The sequence below is a fragment of the Saccharothrix algeriensis genome, assembly GCF_016907655.1.
Taxonomy (GTDB): domain Bacteria; phylum Actinomycetota; class Actinomycetes; order Mycobacteriales; family Pseudonocardiaceae; genus Actinosynnema; species Actinosynnema algeriense.
On sequence record NZ_JAFBCL010000001.1, the window covers coordinates 1,743,063 to 1,768,375 of the forward strand.

Genomic DNA, 25,313 nt, shown 5'->3' on the forward strand with positions numbered 1-25,313 from the left:
AGGGGCACGCCGCAGTGCCTGCCAATGGGCGCTATCAGCTCACGCTTGGCTAACGTTCGGCGGCGCGCGGGCGAACGGCGCCCAACGCCACCAGGCCGGCCAGCGTGATCCCCAGCAGCAGCACGGTCGACGCGGACGCGGCGAACACCTGGCCCCGGTCGGTCAGCGCGAAGACGCTCACCGGCAGCGTCCGCCAGTCCGGCGGGTACAGCATGATCGTCGCGCCCACCTCCCCCATCGACAGCGCCAGCCCCAGCGACGCCGACGCCGACATCGCGGGCAGCAGCACGGGCACCCGGACGCGCCACAGCACGCGCGGCGGAGCCGCGCCCAGGCTCGCCGCCACCGCCGCCAGCAGGGGGTCGGCCCGGCGCTGGGCCGCCGACACGACGCTGAACGCGAAGGGCAGCAGGATCACCAGGTGCGCCACCAGGACGATCCACCGCGTCCCGTTGAGCGGCAGCGGCGGCCGGCTGAAGGCGACCAGCAGCCCCAGGCCCACCACCACGGACGGCACGGCCAGCGGCAGGTGCGCCGCCGCGTCGAGGACCCGCCGCACCGCGCGGGGCGCCCGCGCCGAGCCCAGCGCGAGCCACGTCCCGAGCACGACCGCGGCCAGCGCCGCGATCACCGCCGTCTGGGCGCTCACCAGCGCGCTGGCCACCGCCTCGCCGCGGACCGCCTCCGCCAGGTGCTCCCCGGTCAGGTCGGACGGCAGCACGCCGTTCCACGACCCGGCGACCGACGCCAGCGCGATCATCGCCAGCGGCGCCACCACGACGACCGCGAACAGCACCGCGAACAGCGCGATGGCGACAGCGCGGCTACGCCGCGTCCACAGCAGCACGGCCCTCCCCCTTCGCGAACACCTTCCGGTGCAGGGCGTACAGCACGCCGGAGAACGCCACGTTCACCACCGCGACCACGCACGCGGCCGGGTAGTCGAACGTCACGATCGCCTTGGTGTAGACCAGCATCGGCAGGGTGACGACGTCCTTGGCCCCGACGAACAGCACGATCCCGAACTCGTTCATGCACAGCAGCAGCGTCAGGCAGGCCCCGGACGCCAGCGCGGGCAGCGCGTCGGGCAGCACGACCCGGCGCAGCACCCGCCACGGCGAGGCGCCCAGGCTGGCGGCCACGTCCAGCTGCGCACCCGGCACCTGGCTGAACGCCGCGAGCGCCGGCCGCATCACGAACGGCGTGTAGAACGTGATCTCGGCGAGCAGCACGCCCCACGGCGAGTAGAGGAAGTCGACCGACCCGCCGCCCAGCGCGGCGTTGAGCACGCCCGCGCTGCCGTAGAGGAACGTGAACGCCAGCGCGATCAGGAACGACGGGAACGCGAGCACCACGTCCACCAGCCGCGACACCGCCCGCACGCCCGGGAACGGCGCGAAGGCGATCACCAGGGCCAGGAACACGCCCAGCACCAGGCACCCGGCCGTCGCCGCGAGCGCCAGCAGGGCCGTGCGGACCAGCGCGTGCCGGAACTCCGGCGACGCCAGCACGCCCTGCCAGTTCGCCAGGCCGAACGCGCCGTCGTCGGTGAGGAACGACTGGTGCAGCACCAGCGCCAGGGGGTAGCCGAAGAACGCCACCAGCACGGCGACCGGCGGCAGCAGCCAGAGCAGCCCGCGCATCACGCCACCCGCACCAGCGGACAACCGTCCGGGATGGACACCTCGACCCGCGACCCGACCGCCAGCCCGGCCACCTCGGGCACCTCGGGCACCTCGGCCCGCAGCCGGTGGCCCAGCTCCAGCTCCAGGTCCAGCCGGAAACCCGTGCCGCGCCACTGCACGGCCAGCAGGCGGGCCGCCAGGCCGGCGCCGGAGAACTCCCGCACGCCGACCCGGTGCGGCCGGACGCCCAGCGCGACGGCCCGGCCCGGCGGCAGCCCGGCGGAGGACGCGGCCAGCCGCAGGTCGCCCAGCCGCACCGTGGCCTCGTCCACGACCTCGACCGGCAGCAGGTTCGACGCGCCCAGGAACGACGCGGTGAACGACTCCGCCGGCCGGTGGTACAGCTCGGCGGTCGGCCCCACCTCGACCAGGCGGGCGTCGCGCATCACCGCGATCCGGTCGGCCAGCGCCAGCGCCTCGCCCTGGTCGTGGGTGACGTGGACGATCGCGGTGTCGGGCAGCTCCGAGCGCAGCCGCAGCAGCTCCGCCACCATCTCCTCGCGCAGGGCGGCGTCCAGCGCCGACAGCGGCTCGTCCAGCAGCAGCACGGGCGGCCGGATCGCCAGCGCCCGCGCGATGGCGACCCGCTGCTGCTGCCCGCCGGACAGCTGGCGCGGGTAGCGGTCGCGGAAGTCCGCCATGCCCACCAGCGCCAGCACCTCCGCCACCCGCTCGGCCACCAGCCGGCGCGGCGCGCGGCGGGCCCGCAGCCCGAAGGCGACGTTGTCGGCCACCTTCATGTGCGGGAACAGCGCGTAGCTCTGCACCACGACGCCCAGGCCGCGCCGGTTGGGCGGGAGGTCGGTCACGTCCCGCCCGCCCAGCAGCACCCGGCCGGTGGTGGGTCGCAGGAACCCGGCCACGGCCTTGAGCGCGGTCGACTTGCCCGAGCCGGACGGGCCGAGCAGCGCCAGGGTCTCCCCCGGCGCCACCGACAGGTCGAGCCCGCGCAGCGCGACCGTCCGTCCGAAGTGGACGGACACGTCGCGCAGCTCGACGGCCGGTGTCACCGCCCGACCGCCTTGGTGTAGGCGGCGATGTCGGCGTCCAGCGTCGCGACCACGGCGGTCCAGTCCGGCCGCCACACCTCGACGCCCGCCAGCAGCTCGGCGATCGGGCCCTGCGCCGGCACGTCCGACCGGGTGGCCTGGCCCAGCGCGTCGGTCGCGACGGTCCGCTGCACCTCCTCCGACAGCAGGAAGTCCAGGAACCTGCGGCCGTTGTCGGCGTGCGGCGCGCCGGCGGCCAGCCCGGCGAAGTAGGGGATGGCGAAGGTGGAGCGCACACCCCTGTCGTCGGCCGGGAAGAACACCTCGAACTCGGACCTGTCGTCGCGGATCGAGGTCAGGTTCATCTGCAGGTCGCCGTTGGCGACCCAGATCTCGCCCTTGGACACCTTGGGCTGGAGCTTGCCGGTGGACGACGACGGCCCGACGTTGTTGGCCTCCAGCCGGGCCAGGTAGTCCAGCGCGCCCTGGTCGCCGTAGACGTGCTTGAGCTGCAGCAGCACGGCGGTGCCGTCACCGGCCTGGCCGGGCGTGGAGTACTGGAGCCTGCCCTTGAACCGCGGGTCGAGCAGGTCCTGCCACGACGTGGGCGCGGGCGTGGCGAGCTTCGGGTTGCGGATGAAGTTCAGGTAGTTGTTGACGATCGCGGTGTAGCGGCCGGTGCGGTCGGCGACCTTGTCGGAGCCGGCCGGCGCGTAGTCGGCCAGCAGCCCCGCGTCCGAGGCGCGCTGGATGAACGGCGGCAGCGTCACCAGCACGTCGGCCTGGGGGTTGGCCCGCTCCCGCTCGGCGCGGGTGACCACCTCGCCGGACCCGCTCTCCACCAGCCGCACGGTGATGCCGGTCTTGGCCTGGAACTCCTCGGCCCGCTTGCCGTACCAGCCGGCGAGCCCGTCGACGGTGTAGACGGTGACCGTCCGGTCGCCGTCGGCGCTGCCGCCCGCCGTGCCGCCGCAGGCGGCGGTGAGCAGCAGCAGTCCGACGGCCGAAACCTTGCGCAGCATTGTCGTCACAGCCCTTCCAGGACGGCGGGGAGGTCGCGGATCGAGTCGAGGACGTGCGTCGCGCCCGCGTCGGCCAGCTCGGCGCGGGAACCGGCGCCGGTCAGCACGCCCGCCACGACGCGGGCGCCCGAGCGCAGGCCGGCCAGGACGTCGGAGGGCGTGTCGCCGACGACCGCGACCTCGCGGACGTCGGCCAGGCCCAGCCCGAGCACGGCGGCGAGCACCATGTCCGGGTACGGCCTGCCCCGACCGGCCTCGGCCGGGGTGGTCGTGAAGTCGGCCAGGTCGGTCCAGCCGAGCGCGGACAGGACGACGTGCTGGGTGGCGCGGGAGAAGCCGGTGCTGAAGGCGATCCGGGCGCCGTCCGCGCGCAGGCCCGCGATGACCTCGGCCGCGCCGGGGACCGGCGCGCAGTGCCCGTCGGCGACCAGCGCCGCGTAGGCGTCCTCGAACGCCGCGTTGGCGCGCTGCGCCGCCGCCTCGTCGCGCAGCAGCTCGCGGAACACCACGATCTTGGACTGCCCCATGGTCGCGCGGACGTGGTCCACCATCGCGGGCGTCGCGTCCGGCAGCGCCCGCCGGAACGCCCGCTCCACCAGGCCGTCGTCCAGCACGGTCGTGCCGGCCATGTCGAACACCACCAGGGGGATCACAGCCCCGCCTCCTCTGCCGTGTCGTGCGCGATGGCGGGTGAGCACGTCATGCCGCGCCCGCCGGGTCCGGTCACCAGCCACACGCCCGGGTCGACCTGCTCGCGGTGCGCGACCCGCCCGGTGTCGCGGCACTGCGCGTAGACACCGGCCCAGCGGCGCGCGATCCGCGGCAGCGGCCGGCCGAGGACCTGCTCGGCCACCGCCGCCAGGTGCTCGTAGGGCGCGTCCTCGGTGTCGAACGGGAACGGCTCGTCGTAGCCGTGGGTGTCGCCGATGGTCAGCCCGCCGTCCCGGCGCTGCACCACCAGCAACTGCATGGCGTGCTCGCGGGCCACTCCCGGCTGCGGCTGCTCGCGGTTGAGCGCGTCCAGCGCGGCGCCCCGGTAAGCCGGGTAGTAGCGCAGGCTGTCACCGTCCGCCACGGACGTGGTCAGCGGCTCGCCCAGCGGCTCGGTCTGCATCATCTGCAACCGCACGCGGCGCACCGGCACGTCGCCCGCCAGCTCGCGGACCAGGCCGCCGAGCCACGCGCCCGTGCACAGCACCACCACGTCACCCCGGTGCTCCTCGCCCCGGTCGTCGCGCACGACCCCGGTGGCCACCGACCGCACCTCGCGGCCGGGCAGCCACGTGTAGCGGCCGGTGGCCGCCAGGGCGGCCCGCAGCGCCGGCTGCGCCGTGCGGGGCTCCACGGCGGCGTCCCGCTCGCACCGCAGCGCGCCGAGGAAGTCGCCGCGCAGCGCGGGGTTCACCGCTCGCGCCGCGCCGGCGTCCAGCAGTTCCAGACCGCGCTCCCGCGCATCGGCCCGCGCGACGGTCTCCTGCGCCACGGCCAGTTCCAGCGGCGTGCGCAGCACGGTCAGCGAACCGTTGGCCCGGAACCCCAGCCCCGGCGCCCGTTCACCGATCCGCTCCCACAGCTCGCGGGCGCGCAGGGCGGCGTCCAGCTCCGCGCCCGCCGCGCGCCCGCCGACCCAGATCAGGCCGAAGTTGCGCACCGAGGCCCCTCGCGCCTCGGGTTCCCGTTCCAGTTGGACCACTTCGTGGCCGCGTTCCACGGCTTGCCAGGCGTGCATGGTCCCCAGCACGCCGCCACCAACGATGAGCACTCGCACGCCGCGAACGGTGCGTGGCCGGAACGAACCGGCCATGTCCCCACCGCTACGGCGAGGTGAACTCGAGATGTGGACTAGATGAGTTATCCGTTCGTTACGGAAACGGCCCGCCGTTGGACCGAAAGCAGGAAGCTAGACCTCCGCGCGGAGGCGTGCGACGAAGCTGAACCGGTCGCCCCGGTACAGCGACCGCACCCGCTCGATGGGCACGCCATCGTTGTCATGCGACACGCGGTGCAGCAGCAGCATCGGCAGCGCGGGGTTCGTGCCGATCAGCAACGCCTCGCGCGGCGTCGCCAGCACGGTCTCCACCCGCTCCTCCGCCTCGGTGAACACGACGCCGAGCCGGTCGGTCAGGCACGCGTACAGGGAGGTGGTCGGGTCGAAGACCTCCAGCAGCGTCGGGAAGCGCGCCTCGGACAGGTAGGTCGACTCCAGGCCCACCCGCTCGTCGTCGGCGAGCAGCACCCGCTCCAGGTGGACCACCGTGTCGCCGCGCGCGATGCGCAGGTCGCGCGCCAGCACGTCGTCGGCGGGCAGGTGCTCCACGGTGATCACGCTGCGCGCCGGGTCCACGCCCTGCCGCCGCATCCCCTCGGTGTAGCTGACCAGGGACAGCGGCTGCACCAGCTTGGGCGGCGCGACGTAGGTGCCGCTGCCCTGCCGGCGCTGGAGCTTGCCCTCCAGCACCAGTTCGCCCACCGCCTGCCGCAGCGTCACGCGCGAGACCGAGAACCGCTCGGCCAGCTCGCGCTCGGACGGCAGGGCGGCGCCCTCCCCCAGCGCTTCGATGAGCCACAGCAGCTCGGTCTTGACCGCGTAGTAGCGCGGGATCCGACCGTGCTCGGGGATACCGGCGCGGACCGGTCCGTCCGCGCGGTACTGGGGGACGAAATGAGAAGCGGGCACCCGGCGAGCCTACGACCTCGAACGCCCCGGTCAGACCGCTATCGGAGTGGGTCCCAGGTCACGGGACGAGCTCGGGCGGCTGCGGGATGGCGTAACCGGACTGGCCCACGTTGGCCTCCAGTGACCTGCGCCACTCGCCGGAGTCCATCATCTTCTGGACGGCGGCGGCCACCTTCGCCTTCCCGGCCGCGTCGCCGCGCCGCAGCCCGATGCCGTACTCCTCCTTGCTGAACGGCTTCCCGACGACCCGCAGCAGCTCCGGGTTCTGCGCCGCGTAGCCCGCGAGGATCACGTCGTCGGTCGTCATCGCGTCCACCTGCTCGGCCAGCAGGGCGGTGACGCAGTCGCTGAAGTTCGGGAAGTTCACCAGTTCCACGGCCTGGGCGAACTGGTCTTTGACGTACTGCGCGGAGGTGGTGTTGTCCACCGAGCAGAGCCGGACGCCGGCGGTGAGCGACTCGGGGCCGGCGATCTGCGTGTCGGTCAGCCGCACCAGCAGGTCCTGGCCCGCCACGAAGTAGGGCCCGACGAAGTCGATCACCTCCTTGCGCTTGTCGGTGATCGAGTAGGTGGACACCACCAGGTCGGCCTTGCCCTCGGTGAGCAGCTTCTCCCGCTGGGAGGGGGTCGCCTCGATGAAGGTGACGTTCTCCGTGCCCAGTTCCTTCGCCACGTACCGCGCCACGTCGACGTCGAAGCCCTTGTGGACGCCGTCCAGCCGGCGCACGCCGAGACCGGGTTGGTCGTAGCCGACGGCGATCACCAGCTTGTTGGCGCCCGCCCTGCCGATGACGGTCATGTCGTCGTCACCGGAGGAGCACGAGGCGAGGACCAGCGCGGCGACGCACGCCAGGGCGAGGGCGCGCAGCGATGCCAGTGCCATTCTTCCCCTTTTCGGGTCCTCGTAAGATGTCGGAAACCTAAGCGCCGAAAGGGTTTGCGTCCATAGGCAAAGCGCAGAAAGGGGCATCGGGATCGGTTAAGGGCAACGGTTGCGCATCAACCTCGCCGCGCCGGCTAACGCAGCGCGCTCAGCGGGGCGCGCCAGGTGACCGCAACCGGCGCGGACCGGTGTCGTGCCGGGACGGCGGCCGGCCCAGGGTCAGCCGGGCGCTGCTGACGTACGCGCCCGCCGCGCTGGCCAGCACCGGCTCCAGCGCCAGCTCCCGCACCTCCGGCAGGTCCTCGGCGAGCGCGGCCAGGCGCAGCACCAGGTCCTCCAGCGCCGGCAGGTCGGCCGACTCGCCGCCGCGGTAGCCGGCCAGCAGCGGGGCCGCCTTCGGCGCGCGGACCAGGGCCTTGGCGTCGTTCTCGGTCAGCGGCACGGCGCGGTACGCGCGGTCGCCCAGCAGGTCGCTGACGACACCGGAGAGCCCGAAGGAGACCAGCGTGCCGAACGACGGGTCGTCCTGCAGGCCCAGCACGCAGGAGATCCCCTTGGGCGCCATCCGCTGCACGTACACGTCGGGCCGCTCGGAGACCTCGGCGAGCATCTCGTAGGCCATGCGGACGGCGTCGTCGCCGGTGAGGTCCAGCCGCACGCCCACCAGGTCGGTGCGGTGGCGCAGCCGCTCGTCGGTGGACTTCATCGCCACCGGGTAGCCCAGCGCCACCGCGGCGGCCACCGCCTCCCGCGCCGACCGGACCACCCGGAACGGCACCACCTCCACGCCGTAGCAGGCCAGCAGCCGCACGGCGGTGTCGTCGTCGGCGTGCAGCTCGCCGCTGTCGAGGTCCAGCGACGCCACCAGGTCGTGCGCGGCGGCGGTGTCGATCCCGGCGGGCCGGGTGAAGCGCCCCTGCGGAGCGGAGCGCCACCGCGCGTACCGGGTCGCGCGCGCCAGCGCGAGCACCGCCCGCTCCGGGCTCGGGTAGGACGGCACGGAACCGCGCCCCGGCGCGCCGCCCGGCCCCGGCACGGCCAGCTCGTCCGGCACGCCCTCCACCGCGAGGAAGGTGGACACGACCGGCTTGGTCCCGGCCACGTCCCGCAGCGCCCGCGCGAACGCCGCGCCCGGCACGGCCAGCGGCGGCACGAACACCACCACCAGCGCGTCGGTGCCCGGGTCGCGCAACGCCTCCTGCACCGCCTCGGCGAACACCTCCGGCCCGGCCTGCGCGCCCACGTCCACCGGGTCGCCCGCCAGCTCCAGCCCCTGCGCCAGCGCCGTGTCGGCCGCCAGCAGCCCGATCGCCGTGGAGTTGCCCACCACCGCCACCCGCGGCCCGGCCGGCAGCGGCTGGTGCGCCAGCAGCAGCGCGGTGTCGAACAGCTGCGCCAGCGACTCCACCCGGATCACGCCCGCCTGCTCGAACAGCGCCTGCACGCTCGACTCGTCCACCGGCACCGACGTGGCCGCCAGCGCGGGCGTCACCGCGTGCCGCCCGGACTTCACCGCGACGATCGGCTTGGTGCGGCCCAGCCGGCGCGCCAGGCGGGCGAACTTGCGCGGGTTGCCGAACGACTCCAGGTACAGCAGCACGACGTCGGTCGCCGGGTCGGTCTCCCAGTACTGCAGCAGGTCGTTGCCCGACACGTCCGCCCGGTTGCCCGCCGAGACGAACGTCGACAGGCCCAGGCCGCGCGACGCCGCCGCGGCCAGGATCGCGGTGCCCAGCGCGCCGGACTGGCAGAAGAAGCCGGTGCGCCCGCGCGCGGGCAGCTGCGGCGCGAGGGTCGCGTTGAGGCGGACCGCGGCGTCGGTGTTCAGCACGCCCAGCGCGTTCGGCCCGACCACCCGCATCCCGTGCGCCCGCGCCTCGGCCGCGAGCCGGCGCTCGGCGGTCAGCCCGCCCGGCCCGGTCTCGCCGAACCCGGACGTCACCACCACCAGCGCCTTGACGCCCTTGGCCAGGCAGGCGTCCATCACCTCGTCCACGCTCGCCGCCGGCACCGCGACCACCGCGAGGTCCACGTCGTCGGGGATCCCCAGCACCGACGGGTAGGCCCGCACCCCGCGCACCGACCGGTGCTCGGCGTTGACCGGGTAGACCGGCCCGTGGAAGTCGGCGGCCAGCAGGTTGGTCAGCACCGCGTGGCCGATCTTGGTCTGGTCGGTGGACGCGCCGATCACCGCGATCGACCTCGGGTGCAGCAGGTTGTGCACGCTGCGCGCCTCGGCGGCCTGCTCGCGGGCGCGCGCCACCGCCACCGACTCCTCGGTGGGGTCGATGTCGAACTCCAGGTGCAGCACGCCCTCCTCGAACGCCCGGCTCACCGAGTAGCCCGCGTCCCGGAACACCCGCACCATCTGGCCGTTCTCGGCCAGCACCTCGGCGGTGAACCGGCTCAGCCCGCGCTCCCGGGCCGCCGCCGCCAGGTGCTCCAGCAGGATCGAGCCCAGCCCGCGCCCCTGGTGGGCGTCCTCCACGACGAAGGCCACCTCCGCCGAACCGCCGCCGCCCAGCCGGTCGTAGCGGCCGACCGCCACGATGTCGTCGCCCAGCAGCGCGGTGAACGCCACCCGGTCGGCGTGGTCGACGGTGCTGAAGCGCTCGAGGTCCCGCCGGGGCATCCGCGGGTAGGGGCCGAAGTAGCGGAAGTAGCGGGTGCGCTCGGAGAGCCTGCCGTGGAAGGCGAGCAGCTTCTCGGCGTCGTCGGGCGTGATCGGGCGCAGGTGGACCGTGCCGCCGTCGCTGAGCACGACGTCGGCCTCCCAGTGCCGGGGGTAGTCGTAGGGGTCCACCGCTAGTCCCTCGGGTCCTCGGGGTCCAGGCCGTGCAGGGGGAACACCGCCCGGCGGGCGTCGCGCACCGCGAGGTCCAGCGGCGTCTGCGCGTCGCCGCCCCACGGCTCGAACGCCACGTCCGCGCCGTCGGACATCGTGGTGGGCAGCGGCCGGCCCGGCGCGAGGGTCGACGCGTGGGCCACCCAGTCCGCGGGCAGCGGCGCGCGCGGGTCGACGTCGCGGTCCAGCACGGTCGCCAGCAGGTGCGTCCAGGACCGCGGCACCACGCGCAGCAGCTCGTACCCGCCGCCGCCCAGGGCGAGCCACCGGCCCTCGGCGACCTCCTCGGCCAGCGACCGCAGCGCCCGGTAGACCTCCCGGTGCCCGTCCACCGTCAGCGCCAGGTCGGCCAGCGGGTCCTCCCGGTGCGTGTCGGCGCCGCACTGGGTGACCAGGACCTGGGGCCGGAACGCGCGCAGCAGCGACGGCACCACCGCGTGGAAGGCCCGCAGCCAGCCCGCGTCGCGCGTGACCGGCGGCAGGGCCACGTTGACCGCCGTGCCCTCCGCGCCCCGCCCGCCCAGCTCCGCCGGCCACCCCGTGCCCGGCCACAGGCTCAGCGGGCTCTGGTGCAGGGAGACGGTCAGCACGCGGGGGTCGTCGTAGAACGCGTCCTGCACCCCGTCGCCGTGGTGCACGTCGGTGTCGACGTAGGCGATCCGGTCGAAACCGTTGTCCAGCAGCCACGAGATCGCCACCGAGCAGTCGTTGTAGACGCAGAACCCCGCCGCTCGGTCGCGCATGGCGTGGTGCAGCCCGCCTGCGATGTTCACCGCACGCCGGGCACCACCCGAGGCGATCGCGCGCGCCGCGGCCAGCGACCCGCCCACGACCAGCGCCGACGCCTCGTGCATCCGCTCGAACACCGGGTTGTCGGCGGTGCCCAGCCCGTGCCCGACGTCCCACCCCGCCATCGGCGCGGCCTGCACGGCCGACAGGTACTCCGGCTCGTGGACGCGCTCGATCTCCGAGTCCGCCGCCGGCTGCGGCGCGAGCAGTTCCACGCCGTCCAGCACGCCCAGCGAGCGGGCCAGCCGGATCGTCAGGTCCAGGCGGACCGGGTTCAGCGGGTGGTCCCCGCCCAGGTCGTAGCCGAGGAACGACTCGTCCCAGACGACAGCGGCTGCCCCACCGGTCTCCACGCCCATGCCGGCAACCTAACCCACCGGGCACCCCGGCGTGTGATCACAGGTTGGTGGACGCGCGCATAAGCCCGGCGCGGCAGGTCTTACAGTTTCCCGCGACGAGGCGGGCCAGATTGCGGCCATCGAGGATGGAACCCCGCACGTCGGAACGGGGTCACACAGACATGCACCTGCGACGAGCCTCCACCCTGACTGCCGTGCTGGCGCTGGCCGCCACCCTGGGCCTCTCCGCTTGCGCCACGACGGTGAGCGGCTCGGCGGTGCCGGTCGCGGGCGGCGCGCAGACCAGCGAGAAGAGCACCGCGGCCAAGCCCACGTCGTCCAAGTCCCAGACCAGCGGCAAGAAGGAGACCTCGACCACCGGCGCACCGACCTCCGGCACCAAGCCGGCGGGCAAGGTCAAGATCACCACCAAGAAGAAGACCGAGGGCTACGAGGACTGCGACGTCCTGAGCCCGGAGGACGTGGTGGCCGCGCTCGGCGCCAAGAAGGCCGGCGAGAAGGGCTGCGTGCAGAGCACCGAGGACCCGTTCGCCGTGGTGCTGTTCATGGTGACGTTCGCCGAGTACGAGGGCGAGGCCCGGGAGATCGAGGTGGGCGGCAACACGGCCTACGAGGTGAAGGAGAAGGGCGGCGACTGCACCGTCCTCGTCATGCTGACCGACGACCCGGACGAGATCACCCCGGCCTTCATGGCCACCGTCACGCCGATCGACTCGTTCGAACCCTGCGCGGTGGCCCTGAAGCTCGCCACGAAGGGCTTCGAGAAGATCCCCAACGCCTGAGCGACTGCACACCGCGAACCGCCCCAAAGCGCTCCAGCCGTTCGCGCGCCCGCGCAGAAGCCTGCCTTCGTGTTCTCCCCGTATGGCCTGCCCGGAGGGCTACCATGCTTTTCCTGGGGGTGCAAGCACGCTTTTCGCTTGCACCCCCAGGAAAAGCATGGTCGTCTTTAGACAGGCCATGCGGGGAGAACACGACCGCAGTTTCTTTTCATTCTCCTTGGCGGCCTGCCTGTCCGGCGAGGACTCTTTTTCTTTTCAGCCTCGGGCGGTACAGCACCGAATCTCACCCGGATCCGTGCGGGACAGAAGTAAGAAGAGCGGCCGAGAGGCCGCCAAGGATGACACAAAGACCAAGCTCAGGGCGTCGTGCCATCCCCGTATGGCCTGGTCAAAGACAACCACATGTGTCAAGGGGAGATCGAACCGGGGGTGGTTCCACCGGGTGTCTCGATCTCCCCTTGACACATGCGGTTCGCTGCGCGCAGGCCATACGGGGATGACACGCAGCCCACACCGGGGTGCGCGCTGCGCGCGGCTTCAAGCCGGTTTCGGGGCGGTTCGGTGTGGTTTTTGAGTTGGTGCGGCGCGCGGGGTCGGGGTTGGCGGGTACCGGTTGTGGAATCAGGTCGTGGAATTAGGTTGCGGAATCAGGTCGTGGGATCAGGGGTTGGGGCCGGTGGCTGCTTCGCGGGTCGGGTCGACGCACCAGTGGGACCACGAGCCCGCGTAGAGGTCGGCGGGTTCGTCGGGGCTGGTGATGCCGGCGACCTCCAGCGCGAGCACGACCGACGAGGCCGTGACGCCCGAGCCGCAGTAGGCCCCGACCCTGGCGCCCGGGTCGACGCCGATGGAGCGGAAGCGCTCGGCCAGCGCCGTCGGGCCCAGCCAGCGGCCGTCGGCGGACACGTGCCCGGCGGACGGGGCGTTGAGGGCGCCCGGGATGTGGCCGGCGCGCGGGTCGACCGGCTCGGTCTCGCCGCGGTAGCGCTGGGGGGCACGGGCGTCGAGCAGGACGCCGTCGCGGGCCAGCGCGGCGGCCTCGTCCGCGTCGATCACCGGCATCGCGCCGGGGGTCACCACGACGTCGCCGGGCTCGGGCCGCGGCGTGTCGGTGACCACCGGGCGGCCCTCGGCCACCCAGGCCGCGTAGCCGCCGTCGAGCACCGCGACCTCGGTGTGGCCGGCCCAGCGCAGCAGCCACCACAGGCGCGCCGCGACCGAGCCGTCACCTCCGTCGTATGCCACGACCGGGTGAGCTTTTCGGATTCCTGCGGAGCGCAGCGCGCGCTCCAGGTCCGCCGGGGCGGGCAGCGGGTGGCGCCCGCCGGCGCCCGGCGCCGAGGACAGGTCGGCGTCCAGGTCGAGGTAGCGCGCACCCGGGAGGTGCCCTACCTCGTAGTCTTGTCGTCCCGGGGGTCCGCCCAGGCGCCAGCGGACGTCCACCACCACCGGGGGAGCGGCGCCGGCCAGCGCGTCGGCCAGGGCTTCGGTGCTGATCAATGGATGCACGGCACCATCCTGCACCCGTCACCGGCCGACTAGCATTGGCACCATACGTAAGGGGAGCGGGTGTGAACGACCTCATCGACACCACTGAGATGTACCTCCGCACGATCTACGAGCTCGAAGAAGAGGGCGTCGTGCCTCTGCGCGCCCGCATCGCCGAGCGCCTCGGCCAGAGCGGCCCCACGGTGAGCCAGACGGTGGGCCGGATGGAGCGCGACGGGCTGGTCGTCGTCGCCGACGACCGCCACCTGGAGCTGACCGAGCAGGGCCGCGGCCTGGCCATCGCCGTCATGCGCAAGCACCGGCTCGCCGAGCGCCTCCTGGTCGACGTCATCGGCCTGGAGTGGGAGCACGTGCACAGCGAGGCGTGCCGGTGGGAGCACGTCATGAGCGAGGCCGTCGAGCGCAAGCTGGTCAAGCTGCTGGGCAACCCCACCACCTCCCCCTACGGCAACCCCATCCCCGGTCTGGACAAGCTCGGCGACGGCGAGCCCGCGCCGCCCGCCGAGGCGGGCCTCGTGCGCGTGGACGAGGTGGCGCGGCGGGGCGGTGGCCCGGTCGAGGTGCGGCGGATCGCCGAGCACGTGCAGCTGGACCCGACCCTGATGGCGGAGTTGAAGGCGGCCGGCGTGGTGCCCGGCGGCACGGTGCACGTCCTCTCCCTCGCCGGGGCCAGGGTGGTGCAGGTGCGCGGGGGCAACGGGGCGACCGCCGAGCTGGAGCCGGCGGTCGCGCACGCGGTCCTGGTGCAGGCCAGGTGAGCCTGGCCCACCGGAACCAGGCGGAGCGGGCCGCGGGCGCGTTCCGCGAACTGCACGCCGCGCCGCCGCGCGGCGTGTGGTCGGCGCCCGGTCGGGTCAACCTGATCGGGGAGCACACCGACTACAACGACGGCTTCGTGCTGCCGTTCGCCCTGCCGCACCGGACGGCGGTGGCCGCCGCGGCGCGCGACGACGGCCTGCTGACCGCGGCGACGCTCGGCGAGGACGGCGCCGTGCTGCGGGCCGAGCCGGTCGCGGTCGCCGACCTCGAACCCGGTCTGGTGAGCGGCTGGGCCGCGTACCCGGCCGGTGTGGCGTGGGTACTGCGCGAGCGGGGGCTGACGGGCGGCGCGGACCTGGTGATCGCGGGCGACGTGCCCTCGGGCGCCGGGCTGTCCTCCTCGCACGCGCTGGAGTGCGCGGTGGCGCTGGCGCTGCTGGGCCTGGCCGGCGCGCCGGAGAACCGCCCGGAGATCGCCCGCTGGGTCCAGCGGGCGGAGAACGACTTCGTGGGCGCCCCGACCGGCCTGCTCGACCAGACCGCGTCCCTGCTGTGCACCGAGGCGCACGCGCTGTTCCTGGACGTGCGGTCGGGCCGGGCCGAGCAGGTGCCCTTCGACGCCGCGGCGCAGGGCCTGGAAGTGCTGGTGATCGACACGCGGGCGAGCCACTCCAACGCCGACGGCGGCTACGGCGCGCGCCGGGCGGGCTGCGAGCGGGCCGCCGCGCTGCTGGGCGTGCCGGCGCTGCGCGACGTGCCGGCGGCGGACCTCGCCGACGCGCTGGCCCGCCTGCCCGAGGACCTCCGGCCGCTGGTCCGGCACGTGGTGACGGAGAACGACCGGGTGCTGCGCGCGGTCGGCGCGCTGCGCGCGGGCTCGCCCGCCGACCTGGGCCCGCTGCTGGTCGCCTCCCACGAGAGCCTGCGCGACGACTACCGGGTGTCGAGCCCGGAGCTGGACGTGGCGGTGGCCGCGGCGCTGGCCGAGGGCGCGCTCGGCGCGCGGATGGTCGGCGGCGGGTTCGGCGGCTCGGCCATCGCGCTCACGCCCGTCGAGCGGCACGACGCGGTGGTGCGCCGGGTCACCGCCGACTACGCGGCGCGCGGCTGGACCGCGCCCAGGACCTTCCCGGCGGCGCCCTCGGCGGGCGCGCGGCGGGACGGCTGAGGGAAGACGACCGACAACAAGCAGGCACGACGAAAGCGGGGATCAGGGTGAAGCTGCTCGTCACGGGCGGTGCGGGGTACGTCGGCAGCGTGTGCGCGGCTCGGCTGGTCGAGTCGGGTCACGAGGTGGTCGTGCTCGACGACCTGTCCACCGGGCACGCGGACGCGGTCCCCGACGGCGCCCGGCTGGTCGACGCGAACATCGACGACGTGATCGGCTCGGTGCTCGCCGAGGGCTTCGACGGCGTGCTGCACTTCGCGGCCAAGTCGCTGGTCGGCGAGTCGCAGCAGGAACCGGCGAAGTACTGGCAGGGCAACGTGGTCACCTCGCTGCGGCTGCTGGACGCGATGCGCGAGCACGGCACGCCCCGCCTGGTGTTCTCCTCCACCGCGGCGACCTACGGCGAGCCGGAGCAGGTGCCGATCGTGGAGACCGCGCCGACCCGGCCGACCAACACCTACGGCGCGACCAAGCTCGCGATCGACCACGCCATCACCGGCTACGCCACCGCGCACGGCCTGGCGGCGGTGAGCCTGCGGTACTTCAACGTCGCGGGCGCGTACGGGCGGTTCGGCGAGCGGCACACCACCGAGACGCACCTGATCCCGATCGTGCTCCAGGTGGCGGCGGGCGAGCGGGCGGAGGTCGCGGTGTACGGCGACGACTACCCGACCGAGGACGGCACCTGCGTGCGCGACTACATCCACGTCGCGGACCTGGCCGACGCGCACCTGAAGGCGCTGGCCCACGCGGCCGCCGGCGAGCACCGGATCTACAACCTGGGCAACGGCCTGGGCTTCTCCGTCCGCCAGGTGATCGACGCGTGCCGCGAGGTCACCGGGCACCCGATCCCGGCGGAGGTCTCGCCGCGCCGGTCGGGCGACCCGGCGGTGCTGGTGGCGTCGAGCGAGCGCGCGCGGACCGAGCTGGGCTGGAAGCCGGAGCGGGTGGACCTGACCGGCATCGTGCGCGACGCGTGGGACTTCGCCCGGGGCCGGTCGGGGCGGGGCGCCCGATGAGCGGCGCGATCCGCGCGGAGGACTTCGCCGACCTGTCCGCGTTCGCCGCGCTGCCCCGGCTGGGGTCGCTCGCCCTGTCCCCCGACGGCACGCGCCTGGTGACGGTGGTCGCGGAGCTGTCGCCGGACGGCAAGGCGTGGCAGGGCGCGCTGTGGGAGGTCGACCCGGCGGGCGAGCGCCCGGCGCGCCGCCTGACCCGCGGGGCGAAGGGCGAGTCGAGCCCGGTGTTCACCCCGGACGGCTCGCTGCTGTTCCTGTCGGCCCGGCCCGACCCGGCGGCCAAGCCCGCCGACGGCAAGGCGCGGGACCGCACGGCGCTGTGGCTGCTGCCGCCGGTCGGCGAGGCCCGCGAACTGCTGCGCCCGGCCGGTGGCGTGGAGCGGGTGGCGGTGGCCCGCGACGCGGGGACGCTGCTGCTGACGGCGGGCGCGCACCCCACCGCGGAGTTCGGCGAGGCCGACGAGGCCCTGCGCAAGTCCCGCGAGGACGCGGGCGTCACCGCGATCCTGCACGAGTCCTACCCGATCCGGTACTGGGACGCCGACCTGGGCCCCGGCTACCCGAGGCTGCTCACCACCGCGCTCGACCCGGCGGCCGACCGCCTGGACCCGGCGGGGCTGGTCGACCTCACGCCGCGGGCGCGCGCCCGGCTGGACGACTCGGCCGCCATCAGCCCCGACGGCCGGTGGGTGGTGCACACCGAGCGGGTCGCCGTGAGCGCCTCCTACGGGTCGCGGGTGCGGCTGCGGCTGGCGGCGGCGGACGGCTCGTCGAGCCGGGTGCTGGCGGACGTGGAGGGTCACTCCTTCGGGCAGGCGGTGTTCCTGCCGGACTCCTCGGGCGTGATCGCGGTCCGCGCGCTGGACTCGACCCCGGACGCGCCGTGGCACAACGCGCTGGTGCGGATCTCCCTGGACGGCGCGGTCACCGACCTCGCGCCGGACTTCCCCGAGGAGCCCGAGCACCCGGTCGTCAGCCCGGACGGCGCGGCGGTGTACTTCACCAGCTCGCACCGGGGCCACCAGCCGATCTGGCGGCTGGACCTGGCGTCGGGCGCGCTGGTGCGGCTGACGGCGTCCGGCGCCTACACCGACGTGCAGGTCGGCGCGGAGCACGTCTACGCGCTGCGCAACGCCCTCGACCAGCCGGCGCAGCCGGTGCGCCTGGCGCCGGCCGAGCCGGAGCAGGAGGCCGTGCCGCTGCCCGCGCCGGGCCGGGTCGAGTCCCTGCCGGGCACCCTGACCGAGGTCGAGACGGTGGTGGCCGACGGCCGCACCGTCCGCGCGTGGCTGGTCCTGCCGCCGGGCTGCTCGCCGGAGCGGCCCGCGCCGCTGCTGCTGTGGGTGCACGGCGGCCCGGTGATGAGCTGGAGCGGCTGGAGCTGGCGCTGGAACCCGTGGCTGATGGCCGCGCGCGGCTACGCGGTCCTGCTCCCGGACCCGGCCCTGTCGACGGGGTACGGCCAGGAGTTCATCCGGGCCGGGTGGGGCAGCTGGGGCGCGAAGCCGTACACGGACCTGATGGCGATCACGGACGTGGCGGTGCGGCGGGAGGACGTCGACGAGAGCCGGACGGCCGCGATGGGCGGTTCGTTCGGCGGGTACATGGCGAACTGGATCGCCACCCGGACCGACCGCTTCAAGGCCATCGTCACGCACGCGTCGCTGTGGCACCTGGACTCGTTCACCGGGACGACGGACGACTCGTACTACTGGATCCGCGAGATGGGCGACCCGCTGCGGCAGCAGGAGCAGGTGCGGGCGAACTCGCCGCACCTCGGGGTGGCCGACATCAAGACGCCGATGCTGGTGATCCACGGCGACAAGGACTACCGGGTCCCGATCGGCGAGGGGCAGCGCCTGTACTTCGACCTGGTGCGCCACGGCGTGCCGGCGAAGTTCCTGTACTACCCGACGGAGAACCACTGGATCCTGACCCCGGGCAACTCCGCGGTCTGGTACGAGACGATCTTCGCCTTCCTGGCGGAGAACGTCCTGGGCGAACCCTGGCGCCGCCCGGACCTGCTCTGAGCCCGGACCTGCTCCGAGCCCGGCGCGGCGGTGATCGCGGACCCGGGGGCGGCGAACGGCGTTCGCCGCCCCCGCCCCGGTGACCGGCGCCGGGCGTCAGCCGCCGACCAGGTGGCGGTGGGCGCGGCTCCACTCGGCGCGCTGCCGCAGGGTGGTCAGCACGCCGGACTCCACCCAGGAGCGCTGGGGTTCGACACCGCGGGCGGCCAACGCCGCCACGTCCCGGACCGTCCGCTCCTGCCGCCGGATCACCGCGTCGACCAGGCCGTCGGTGTCCGCGAGGCCGTAGGCCCCGGCGAAGGTCTCGATCCGCGCCCGCCGGTCGGGCGGGGTGGTGAAGCGGTGCCAGTGCAGGGCTTCCGCATCGGCGCGGAAGGGCGCGACGTACTCCAGCGCGTAGGCGACGTCGTCCACCGGATCACCCGGCCGCGCGAAGTCGAAGTCCAGCAACCCCACCGGCGTCGACCCGTCCCACACGACGTTCCACGGCCCGAAGTCCCCGTGGCACACCACGCCGCTCGCCTCGTCGGGGGGAAGCGCCCACTCGGCGCCCTCCGGCGCCACGAAGCCCCGCGACGCCTCGTGGAAGTCCCGCAACAGCCGCGCGAACCCCCGCAGCCCCTCCTCGGGCACGACCCGGCTCCACCCCTCGGCGCCGGAGTCACCGGAGATGTGCGTCAGCACCTCCCGGTCGCCGTCGAACCCCAACGGCCTGGGCGCCCGGTCGAAGCCGACACCGCGCAGGTGCTCCAGGAACGCGTGGACCACGGGGCTCCACCACCCGGCCGGCCGCGACACCCGCCCGTCGGCGACGACGATCTCCCGCTCCCCCACCCGCCGACCCTATCCGCGCCCCGGCCCGCCCACCTACTGGAAAACCGCGGCTGCCGGACGGCGGTTCTGGGATGCTTCGCGCATGTCCCCCCTCCCGCCGGCATCCGCCGAAGGCGTCACCGACCAGCCGGTCCGGGTCCAGTTCGAGGCGTTCCTCGACGAGCACCGGGCGGCGCTCAACGGCTGCCTGGACGGCCTGACCGAGGAGCAGGCGCGCCGATCGCTGGTGCCCTCCCGGACCACGCTGCTGGGCCTGGTGAAGCACGCGACCTTCGTCGAGGAGGTCTGGTTCGACGAAGCCGTCACGTGCCGGTCGCGCGCGGAGATCGGCATTCCCGCGACACCGGACGAGTCGTTCGTCCTCGACGACCGGGACACCATCGCCACCGTCCGGCAAGCCCACCGCGAGGCGTGTGAAGCCTCGCGCCGCGCGACTGCGCCCCTGGGGCTGGACGACGTGGTCCACGGCAACCGGCGCGGTCCGCTCCCGCTGCGCTGGGTGTACCTCCACGTGCTGCGCGAGCTGGCCCAGCACTGCGGGCACGCGGACATCCTGCGCGAGCAGCTCATCGGCGAGTGACGCGCCGGCCCCCGCCCGCGATCCGGCGGCCTGGCGGGAACGCGCTCGTGCCGGTGACGCGCGCGCCGGCCAGCGTGCGCGTCACCGGCCGAGCAGGAACTCCAGGATCGGCCGGGTCTGGCCGGTGATCGAGTGCGCGACCTCGGGCAGCAGGGTCACGTCGGCGTGCGGCACGGCGCGGTTCACGCGTTCGGCCGTGTCGTAGGAGTCGAACATCGCGTCGCGCCCGCCGACGACCACCAGCACCGGCATGGTCAGCCTCCGCAGGGCCTCGTCGGGGAACACCGGCAGCCGGTCCCGGCGGGGCAGGAAGTGCGTGAACGTCAGCGCGAGGTACTCGACGACCTCCGGCGCCACCCGGGCGTCGACGCCCGCGACCGCCTTGATCGACCGGCGCACGCCCCACTGCCCGAACGGTTTGCACAGCAGGGCCTTGAGGAGGAACCCGACCTTCTGGCGCCCGATGCCGCCGGGGCACAGCAGTGCGAGCTTCCCGACCCGGTCCGGTCGCCGCGTCGCGTAGTCGAGCGCCAGCCACCCGCCGAGCGACACCCCGGTGATCGCGACGCGTTCGAGCCCGAGGTGGTCGAGGACGTCGTCCAACCACAGCGCGTGGGCCGGGGAGTCCAGCGGCGGGCGCGAGGGCGCGGAGAACCCCGGCTCGCCGATCACGTCGACGGCGTGGACGCGGAAGTGCCCCGCCCACGCCGCGACGTCACCCAGCCACATCGCCGCGTTGGAGCCCGATCCGTGGAGCAGCAGGAGGGGCGGCGCGTCGTCGGGGCCGCACACGAGGACGAAGGTGTCGCCCTCCCGTGTCGGCACCCGCCGGTGCTCGGCCGGGACGGGCCACTTCGCGAGGGCCTGCTCGTAGCGGCGCAGGATCTCCCGCTCGCCGGCCTCGGTCTTGTAGATCACGACTCGAGCACCGCCTGCAGGTACTCGAGGATGTGCCTGGTGTCGGCCAACCCGCCGAGGACGACGACCTTCATGCGCGCCCTTCCTTCGTCGTAGGTGGTCTCCACTCGCAGCGGTTGGTCGGCGGCGTGCGTGCGCATGGCCGTGAGCAGGGTGCTGACCCGGTGGGCCGTCTCCGGGCCGACCGCGTCGATCTCGACGATGCTCGACACGTCGACGTGCCGGTGTTGCCCGCTTTCGGGCTGGTCCACCACCGGCGCACCGATGAACGCATCGAGGTCCTCCCGCGTGATGCGGTACTGCTTCCCGATGCGGACCGCCCGCAGCCGCCCGTCGCGGAGGTAGCCGCGCACCGTGCGCACGTGCAGCCCGAGCCGCTCGGCCACCTCCTCCGCCGAGTAGAGACGCTTGTCCATGCCGTTACCTTAACATCCCTATCTGGATGAACTACAGGGTTGTTTAGGTAATGGGAGGCTGGATCACTTTAGGTGTCGTCGGGCCGCTCCACGGCAGCACCTGCCAGCAGGCCGGGGGAAGCACCATGATCACGTCCTGGGTCGCGACGGGAGCGGCTTGCCCTCCTGGTCGCTCTCGCCCTGCGTGAGTTCCTGGTCCCTCCGGTAGGCGTCCTCGGCCCTGTCCACGAGGTTGGCCAGGTCCGTCTTGAGCTGTTCCCAGGTCTTGCGCCTGCCCCCGAGCCTGCGGATCTCCATGGGCACCATGACCGACCCGTGCTCGTCGTGAGGCGCGATCGTGTTCATGCCACCGAACACCTCCTCCTGGGTCACGCCACCGCCTTCCGGCCCGGAGCCGGCGCGTTTGAAGGCGGAGTACGCGTAGTTCTCGAACGACACCACCCGGGAGGCTTCGTCGATCTGACTGCTGTCCTCCGGGTTGTAGCCCTCCCCTTCCTCACCCGAGAAGGTCTGCTTCTGCATCTCGTCGAACAGGTCGGAAAAAACGTTGTCCCCCTCGTTGACGTCGAAGGTGTCGAGGAAGTCCTGCACGATCTCGGGGAGCCTGGCCCGGATCGAGCCGAGGTAGAACTGCTCCTGGACCACCCGCATCTCGTCGGCGATGCGGTGCAGCCGCGCGGCGCCCGTCTCGTGCTCCGGCCCCACCACGGACACCGCGCCGGTGACGAACTCCGTGTTCGAGTACGGGCCCGCCCTGTTCAGGCTCCGCTTGTCGGTGACCACGTCGAAAGCCCGGTCCTGCCCGCCCTCGACCAGCGACATGGTGCTGTCGCCGAGCTTGGTGTCCCCGACCTCGAACATCCGCCCGTTGCCCTTGGTCACGGGCAGGTCGATCTCCGCCTCGAACCCCACCTTGCGCTGCACGTGACCCGTCACGGCCCCGCTCGGCGCCCCCTCGGTGTGGCCGAGCGCGGGCGCGTCGCCGGACACCACCTGCTCCGCAACCTCCTCGGCTTCGCGCTCGTACCGGTCACCGGGGTCGCCGACCCGCAGTCCACCGCCCGCGTCCGTGCCCGCGACGGGCCCCTGCCGCTGCCGGACGACGTAGGCCAGCTCGTGCACCGGGGTTTCGCGGTCGAGGCCACCCGGCCCCGAGACGATGTGGCTGCCCGAGGAGCAGGCGTGCGCGCCGAGCCCGACGGCGGAGCGCTGGGCGGCGGTGTCGGTGTGCAGGCGCACGTCGGAGAAGTCCGCGCCCAGGCTCCCCTCCACGTCCTGGCGCGCGGGCGGCGCCGGCGGCGCACCGGGCGTGCTCAGGACGTCGTGCACGGCGGAGCGCTGGGCGGTGACCATCCGGCTCGTCGCGGCGTTGCCGATCAAGCGCTGCAAGGCCACGACCCGTTGCGGTGACAGCGGGTGGCGCGCGCACCCCCCGGAAACGTGTTCGTGCTCGTGAGGGCGGTTCTCGTGCCGGACGAGCGCCGCGACCTGCGCCCGGCCGTCCTCCCGTTCATGTGCGTGCACGAACCCCTCCCGCTGTCGACCGTCGCCCCCGGGGTGGCCTGGGCGTCATCTCCCGAGGAGGGGCGAAAGGGCAATGTCGGGGACAAGGTCGTCGCCGGTGATCATGCCGTCGGTCGCTCCCACAGCGGGCCCGCCACGAGGCTCCGCCTCGCCTGCGCCGGCTGCGGCCGGCCCCTGTCGGTGGTGTCGACCGGCGGCGACGTCGACCACTGCACGGTGTTCACCTGGGCCATGACCGGTTCCCGGTTCCACCGACCAGCGGGCCGGCCGCAAGCGCACCGGGCGGGCCGGTGGCCGCCCACCGGGGACCTCGCCACGTCCCGGCCACCGACACGCCGCCGGATCGGCTCAAGTACGACCCGATCACGCCGGTCTGGCGGCAGGTCGGCCGTGGCACCGCTCGCTGACCCAGCACCGCTCGCTGACCCGGGCACGGGCACGGAGGAATCACCGGACAGGACAGCGTGATGACCTGTGACACCTAGGTGGAGCCCTCCCCTCCCGGCCGGTTGTCGGGCGGGGCCCCCGCCGGTGCGGGGCCGCCCCCGGGCGGGTGGTCGGCGGCCTCCGGGGCGAGGTCGGCCTCGGTGGGGAGCCAAGGGGCCGCGGCGGCTCGTTCCGCCAGGTTGCGCACGGTGGACGGGGGCATTCCGCTGTCCAGTGCCGCCCGCAGCAGCACGGACAGGCGGTGGCCCGGTTGGGCTTCCTGGGCTCGGTCCAGCGCTATCCGGGTCAGCACCCCGTCACCCCGGACGTAGGCCGTGAACGCCAGCAGGGTCGCCGGCTCCGCCATCTCCGGGTGCGGGGTCGCCCTGGTCAGCTCGGTCCACAGGCGTTCCGCGCCCACGGCGTGCGGGCCTATCGCGTCGCCCATGCTGGCGTCCCGCACCCACAGGTCGGACAGCGCGTAGGCCAGATCCGCCACCTCCGGGTCGGTCAGCGGCGCCGTCCGGTGCTGCGCCTTCGCCACCTGCGCCCGCACCAGCTCCCGCCGGCGGAACATCGTCGCCGGGTCGTCGTGGTCGTGCTCCCCCGCCGCCGACACCAGCTGGTCGAGCAGGGCCGACCGGCGGGACAGCGCCTCCTCCGGGTCCGGGGCGAGGGTGGCCGCCAGCGCCGCCCGGTCCCGGTGGGTGACGAAGCCCCGGACCACCGCCTCGGCGGCGACGGCCGTGGTCGTCGGGTCCGGCACGGAGCCGGAGTCGCCCAGGTCGCGGTAGCTCAGCCACGGCGAGCCCTTCGCCGTGGCCGGCGACCACACCGCGCACGTCACCGGCACGCCCGCGTGCGCCAGCGACGCCTCCAGGCACGCGACGAGGTGCTCGCGCGGCAGCTCCTCGGGCGGGTCGCCCCGGCCGCCGCCGATGACCAGGACCACCACCCGCAGGCCCGGCCGGCCGCGCAGCGGCAGGGCCAGCTCGTCGGCGGCCCGGCGGTCGTTGCGCGCGGCAGGCAGGTCGACGCGCAGGGTCCGGGCGATCGCGCCCGCCTCGAGCTGGACCAGCACGAGCGAGTCGACCGGGTGGAAACCGAGCAGGTACGGCAGGGCGGCGACCAGGTCTCCCGGGGTGTGCAGGCGACCGGTGGGCACGGTGAGGGGTGTCATGGGGTCGATCGTGGCGGCGGACCGGGGGTCGGGCCAGGACGGGGGAGGAATCTGTGGACAACTCGGCGGCATCACCCATTCGGGTTTGCCCGTATACGGGAATGCGCTCCCTTGCGGAATCCGCAAGGGAGCGCATAGGGGAAATCAGCAGGAGGGCGCTACGCGGCCATCGGAGCCCGTGTACACGTAAGCGTCGGAGATGTACCCGGAACCGATCCGGTCCCACAGGTTGGTGGTGCCGTACTTACCGGTCACCGAGCTGCCCACGGCCTGGCAGCGGATCGTCACCGACGAACCGTCGGCCACGGAGCCCACGGCCGGGTGATTCGTCCCCGGCCCCGACCGCACCGTCACCGCCGCCCCGCTGTCGGTCCCCACGGTCCCCGTGACGCCGCTGCACGAATTGCGGCTGGTGTAGCTGCGAGTGCCCCAGTAATACGCCTGCGAACCGTTGAAGACGGCCTTCCGGTCGACGCCGTTGAGCCGCTGCTCGTAGTGCAGGTGCGGGCCGGTGGACCCGCCCGTGGTGCCGACGTTGCCGATCTGCTGGCCGAGCCGCACCGACTGCCCCACGCTCACGCGTTGCGCGGACAGGTGCGCGTACCGGGTCCGCCAGCCGCCGCCGTGGTCGATCTCGACCCACCGGCCGTAGCTGGTGGCGCCTTCGTTCGCGACCCTGGACACGGTGCCCGCGGCGGAGGCGACGACCGGGTCTCCGTCGTCGTTCGCGCGGTTGAAGTCGACCGAGTTCGCGGGGCTGTGGTTGGTCCGCGTCTGGCCGTCCCACACCTGGTTGCACGGGAAGGGGAGTTGGAAGTTGGGCGCCGCCGACGCCTCGCCCGCGGTGAGGGCGAGGCCGACCAGCGGCGCGACGAGGACCGTGACGAGCGCTCGGCGCATCTGCCGACCTCCTTGACGA

General features: G+C 73.9%; 23 protein-coding genes. 6 read left to right on the plus strand and 17 right to left on the minus strand.

Annotated elements, in window-relative coordinates; all coding sequences use genetic code 11:
• Positions 1 to 49 precede the first annotated feature (49 nt).
• The 10 genes from JOE68_RS07595 to JOE68_RS07640 form a co-directional block, all read right to left on the minus strand.
• Positions 50 to 847, minus strand: coding sequence for an ABC transporter permease (locus JOE68_RS07595; protein ID WP_204841618.1), 798 nt, complete (start codon positions 845 to 847; stop codon positions 50 to 52).
• Positions 825 to 1,643 carry a 2-aminoethylphosphonate ABC transporter permease subunit gene (locus JOE68_RS07600; RefSeq protein WP_204841619.1) on the minus strand — a complete coding sequence of 273 codons (819 nt, stop codon included), beginning with the start codon at positions 1,641 to 1,643 and terminating at the stop codon, positions 825 to 827. Before JOE68_RS07600 ends, JOE68_RS07595 begins: the two co-directional genes overlap by 23 nt.
• Entirely contained in the window at positions 1,643 to 2,695 is a 1,053-nt protein-coding gene (locus tag JOE68_RS07605) for an ABC transporter ATP-binding protein (protein WP_204841620.1), read from the minus strand. The genes JOE68_RS07600 and JOE68_RS07605 overlap by 1 nt, the downstream gene beginning before the upstream one ends.
• The gene (locus JOE68_RS07610) at positions 2,692 to 3,696 is read right to left on the minus strand and encodes a 2-aminoethylphosphonate ABC transporter substrate-binding protein (RefSeq protein WP_239563112.1); all 1,005 of its coding nucleotides are present in this window, start codon (positions 3,694 to 3,696) and stop codon (positions 2,692 to 2,694) included. Before JOE68_RS07610 ends, JOE68_RS07605 begins: the two co-directional genes overlap by 4 nt.
• A 5-nt stretch (positions 3,697 to 3,701) precedes the next feature.
• A complete protein-coding gene (locus tag JOE68_RS07615) occupies positions 3,702 to 4,349 on the minus strand; it encodes a phosphonatase-like hydrolase (protein ID WP_204841621.1) in 648 nt (215 codons plus the stop codon).
• Entirely contained in the window at positions 4,346 to 5,464 is a 1,119-nt protein-coding gene (locus JOE68_RS07620; RefSeq protein WP_204841622.1) for a TIGR03364 family FAD-dependent oxidoreductase, read from the minus strand. Before JOE68_RS07620 ends, JOE68_RS07615 begins: the two co-directional genes overlap by 4 nt.
• Before the next feature lie 132 nt (positions 5,465 to 5,596).
• Positions 5,597 to 6,373 carry a GntR family transcriptional regulator gene (locus tag JOE68_RS07625; protein ID WP_204841623.1) on the minus strand — a complete coding sequence of 259 codons (777 nt, stop codon included), beginning with the start codon at positions 6,371 to 6,373 and terminating at the stop codon, positions 5,597 to 5,599.
• 58 nt (positions 6,374 to 6,431) lie between these two features.
• Positions 6,432 to 7,256 carry a glutamate ABC transporter substrate-binding protein gene (locus JOE68_RS07630; protein ID WP_204841624.1) on the minus strand — a complete coding sequence of 275 codons (825 nt, stop codon included), beginning with the start codon at positions 7,254 to 7,256 and terminating at the stop codon, positions 6,432 to 6,434.
• Between the two features lie 148 nt (positions 7,257 to 7,404).
• Positions 7,405 to 10,059 (minus strand): bifunctional acetate--CoA ligase family protein/GNAT family N-acetyltransferase, encoded by a 2,655-nt coding sequence (locus JOE68_RS07635; protein ID WP_204841625.1) that lies wholly within the window; start codon positions 10,057 to 10,059, stop codon positions 7,405 to 7,407.
• 2 nt (positions 10,060 to 10,061) lie between these two features.
• Positions 10,062 to 11,249 carry an acetoin utilization protein AcuC gene (locus JOE68_RS07640; protein ID WP_204841626.1) on the minus strand — a complete coding sequence of 396 codons (1,188 nt, stop codon included), beginning with the start codon at positions 11,247 to 11,249 and terminating at the stop codon, positions 10,062 to 10,064.
• A gap of 161 nt (positions 11,250 to 11,410) precedes the next feature.
• Here JOE68_RS07640 and JOE68_RS07645 point away from each other — a divergent pair, with 161 nt between their 5' ends.
• Positions 11,411 to 12,031 (plus strand): DUF3558 domain-containing protein, encoded by a 621-nt coding sequence (locus JOE68_RS07645; RefSeq protein WP_204841627.1) that lies wholly within the window; start codon positions 11,411 to 11,413, stop codon positions 12,029 to 12,031.
• A 660-nt stretch (positions 12,032 to 12,691) separates the two neighbouring features.
• Here the strand turns inward: JOE68_RS07645 and JOE68_RS07650 are convergent.
• Complete coding sequence (locus JOE68_RS07650; protein ID WP_204841628.1) at positions 12,692 to 13,540, minus strand: sulfurtransferase; 849 nt, start codon at positions 13,538 to 13,540, stop codon at positions 12,692 to 12,694.
• Between the two features lie 62 nt (positions 13,541 to 13,602).
• Between JOE68_RS07650 and JOE68_RS07655 the strand changes: the two genes are divergently transcribed.
• The 4 genes from JOE68_RS07655 to JOE68_RS07670 are packed head-to-tail and all read left to right on the plus strand — an operon-like array spanning position 13,603 to position 18,516.
• A complete protein-coding gene (locus JOE68_RS07655) occupies positions 13,603 to 14,298 on the plus strand; it encodes an iron-dependent transcriptional repressor DtxR (protein ID WP_204841629.1) in 696 nt (231 codons plus the stop codon).
• Positions 14,295 to 15,467 (plus strand): galactokinase, encoded by a 1,173-nt coding sequence (gene galK, locus JOE68_RS07660; protein ID WP_307819568.1) that lies wholly within the window; start codon positions 14,295 to 14,297, stop codon positions 15,465 to 15,467. Before JOE68_RS07655 ends, galK begins: the two co-directional genes overlap by 4 nt.
• A 47-nt stretch (positions 15,468 to 15,514) precedes the next feature.
• The gene (galE, locus tag JOE68_RS07665; RefSeq protein ID WP_204841630.1) at positions 15,515 to 16,486 is read left to right on the plus strand and encodes a UDP-glucose 4-epimerase GalE; all 972 of its coding nucleotides are present in this window, start codon (positions 15,515 to 15,517) and stop codon (positions 16,484 to 16,486) included.
• Positions 16,483 to 18,516 carry a S9 family peptidase gene (locus JOE68_RS07670; RefSeq protein WP_204841631.1) on the plus strand — a complete coding sequence of 678 codons (2,034 nt, stop codon included), beginning with the start codon at positions 16,483 to 16,485 and terminating at the stop codon, positions 18,514 to 18,516. Before galE ends, JOE68_RS07670 begins: the two co-directional genes overlap by 4 nt.
• A gap of 96 nt (positions 18,517 to 18,612) precedes the next feature.
• On the opposite strand, the gene JOE68_RS07675 is transcribed toward JOE68_RS07670, so the two are convergent.
• Positions 18,613 to 19,350, minus strand: coding sequence for an aminoglycoside phosphotransferase family protein (locus JOE68_RS07675; RefSeq protein WP_307819569.1), 738 nt, complete (start codon positions 19,348 to 19,350; stop codon positions 18,613 to 18,615).
• 82 nt (positions 19,351 to 19,432) lie between these two features.
• Between JOE68_RS07675 and JOE68_RS07680 the strand changes: the two genes are divergently transcribed.
• Positions 19,433 to 19,930 (plus strand): DinB family protein, encoded by a 498-nt coding sequence (locus JOE68_RS07680; RefSeq protein WP_204841632.1) that lies wholly within the window; start codon positions 19,433 to 19,435, stop codon positions 19,928 to 19,930.
• 81 nt (positions 19,931 to 20,011) lie between these two features.
• Here JOE68_RS07680 and JOE68_RS07685 read toward each other — a convergent pair whose 3' ends face one another.
• The 5 genes from JOE68_RS07685 to JOE68_RS07705 all read right to left on the minus strand — a co-directional run bounded on the left by JOE68_RS07685 (position 20,012) and on the right by JOE68_RS07705 (position 25,294).
• Positions 20,012 to 20,848 (minus strand): alpha/beta fold hydrolase, encoded by an 837-nt coding sequence (locus JOE68_RS07685; protein ID WP_204841633.1) that lies wholly within the window; start codon positions 20,846 to 20,848, stop codon positions 20,012 to 20,014.
• The gene (locus JOE68_RS07690; RefSeq protein WP_204841634.1) at positions 20,845 to 21,264 is read right to left on the minus strand and encodes a helix-turn-helix domain-containing protein; all 420 of its coding nucleotides are present in this window, start codon (positions 21,262 to 21,264) and stop codon (positions 20,845 to 20,847) included. The genes JOE68_RS07685 and JOE68_RS07690 overlap by 4 nt, the downstream gene beginning before the upstream one ends.
• A gap of 129 nt (positions 21,265 to 21,393) precedes the next feature.
• Entirely contained in the window at positions 21,394 to 22,659 is a 1,266-nt protein-coding gene (locus JOE68_RS07695) for an eCIS core domain-containing protein (RefSeq protein WP_204841635.1), read from the minus strand.
• Between the two features lie 610 nt (positions 22,660 to 23,269).
• Positions 23,270 to 24,394, minus strand: a complete 1,125-nt coding sequence (locus JOE68_RS07700; RefSeq protein ID WP_204841636.1) for a DUF4192 domain-containing protein — start codon at positions 24,392 to 24,394, stop codon at positions 23,270 to 23,272.
• Between the two features lie 144 nt (positions 24,395 to 24,538).
• A complete protein-coding gene (locus JOE68_RS07705; protein WP_204841637.1) occupies positions 24,539 to 25,294 on the minus strand; it encodes a M23 family metallopeptidase in 756 nt (251 codons plus the stop codon).
• Positions 25,295 to 25,313: the final 19 nt, after the last annotated feature.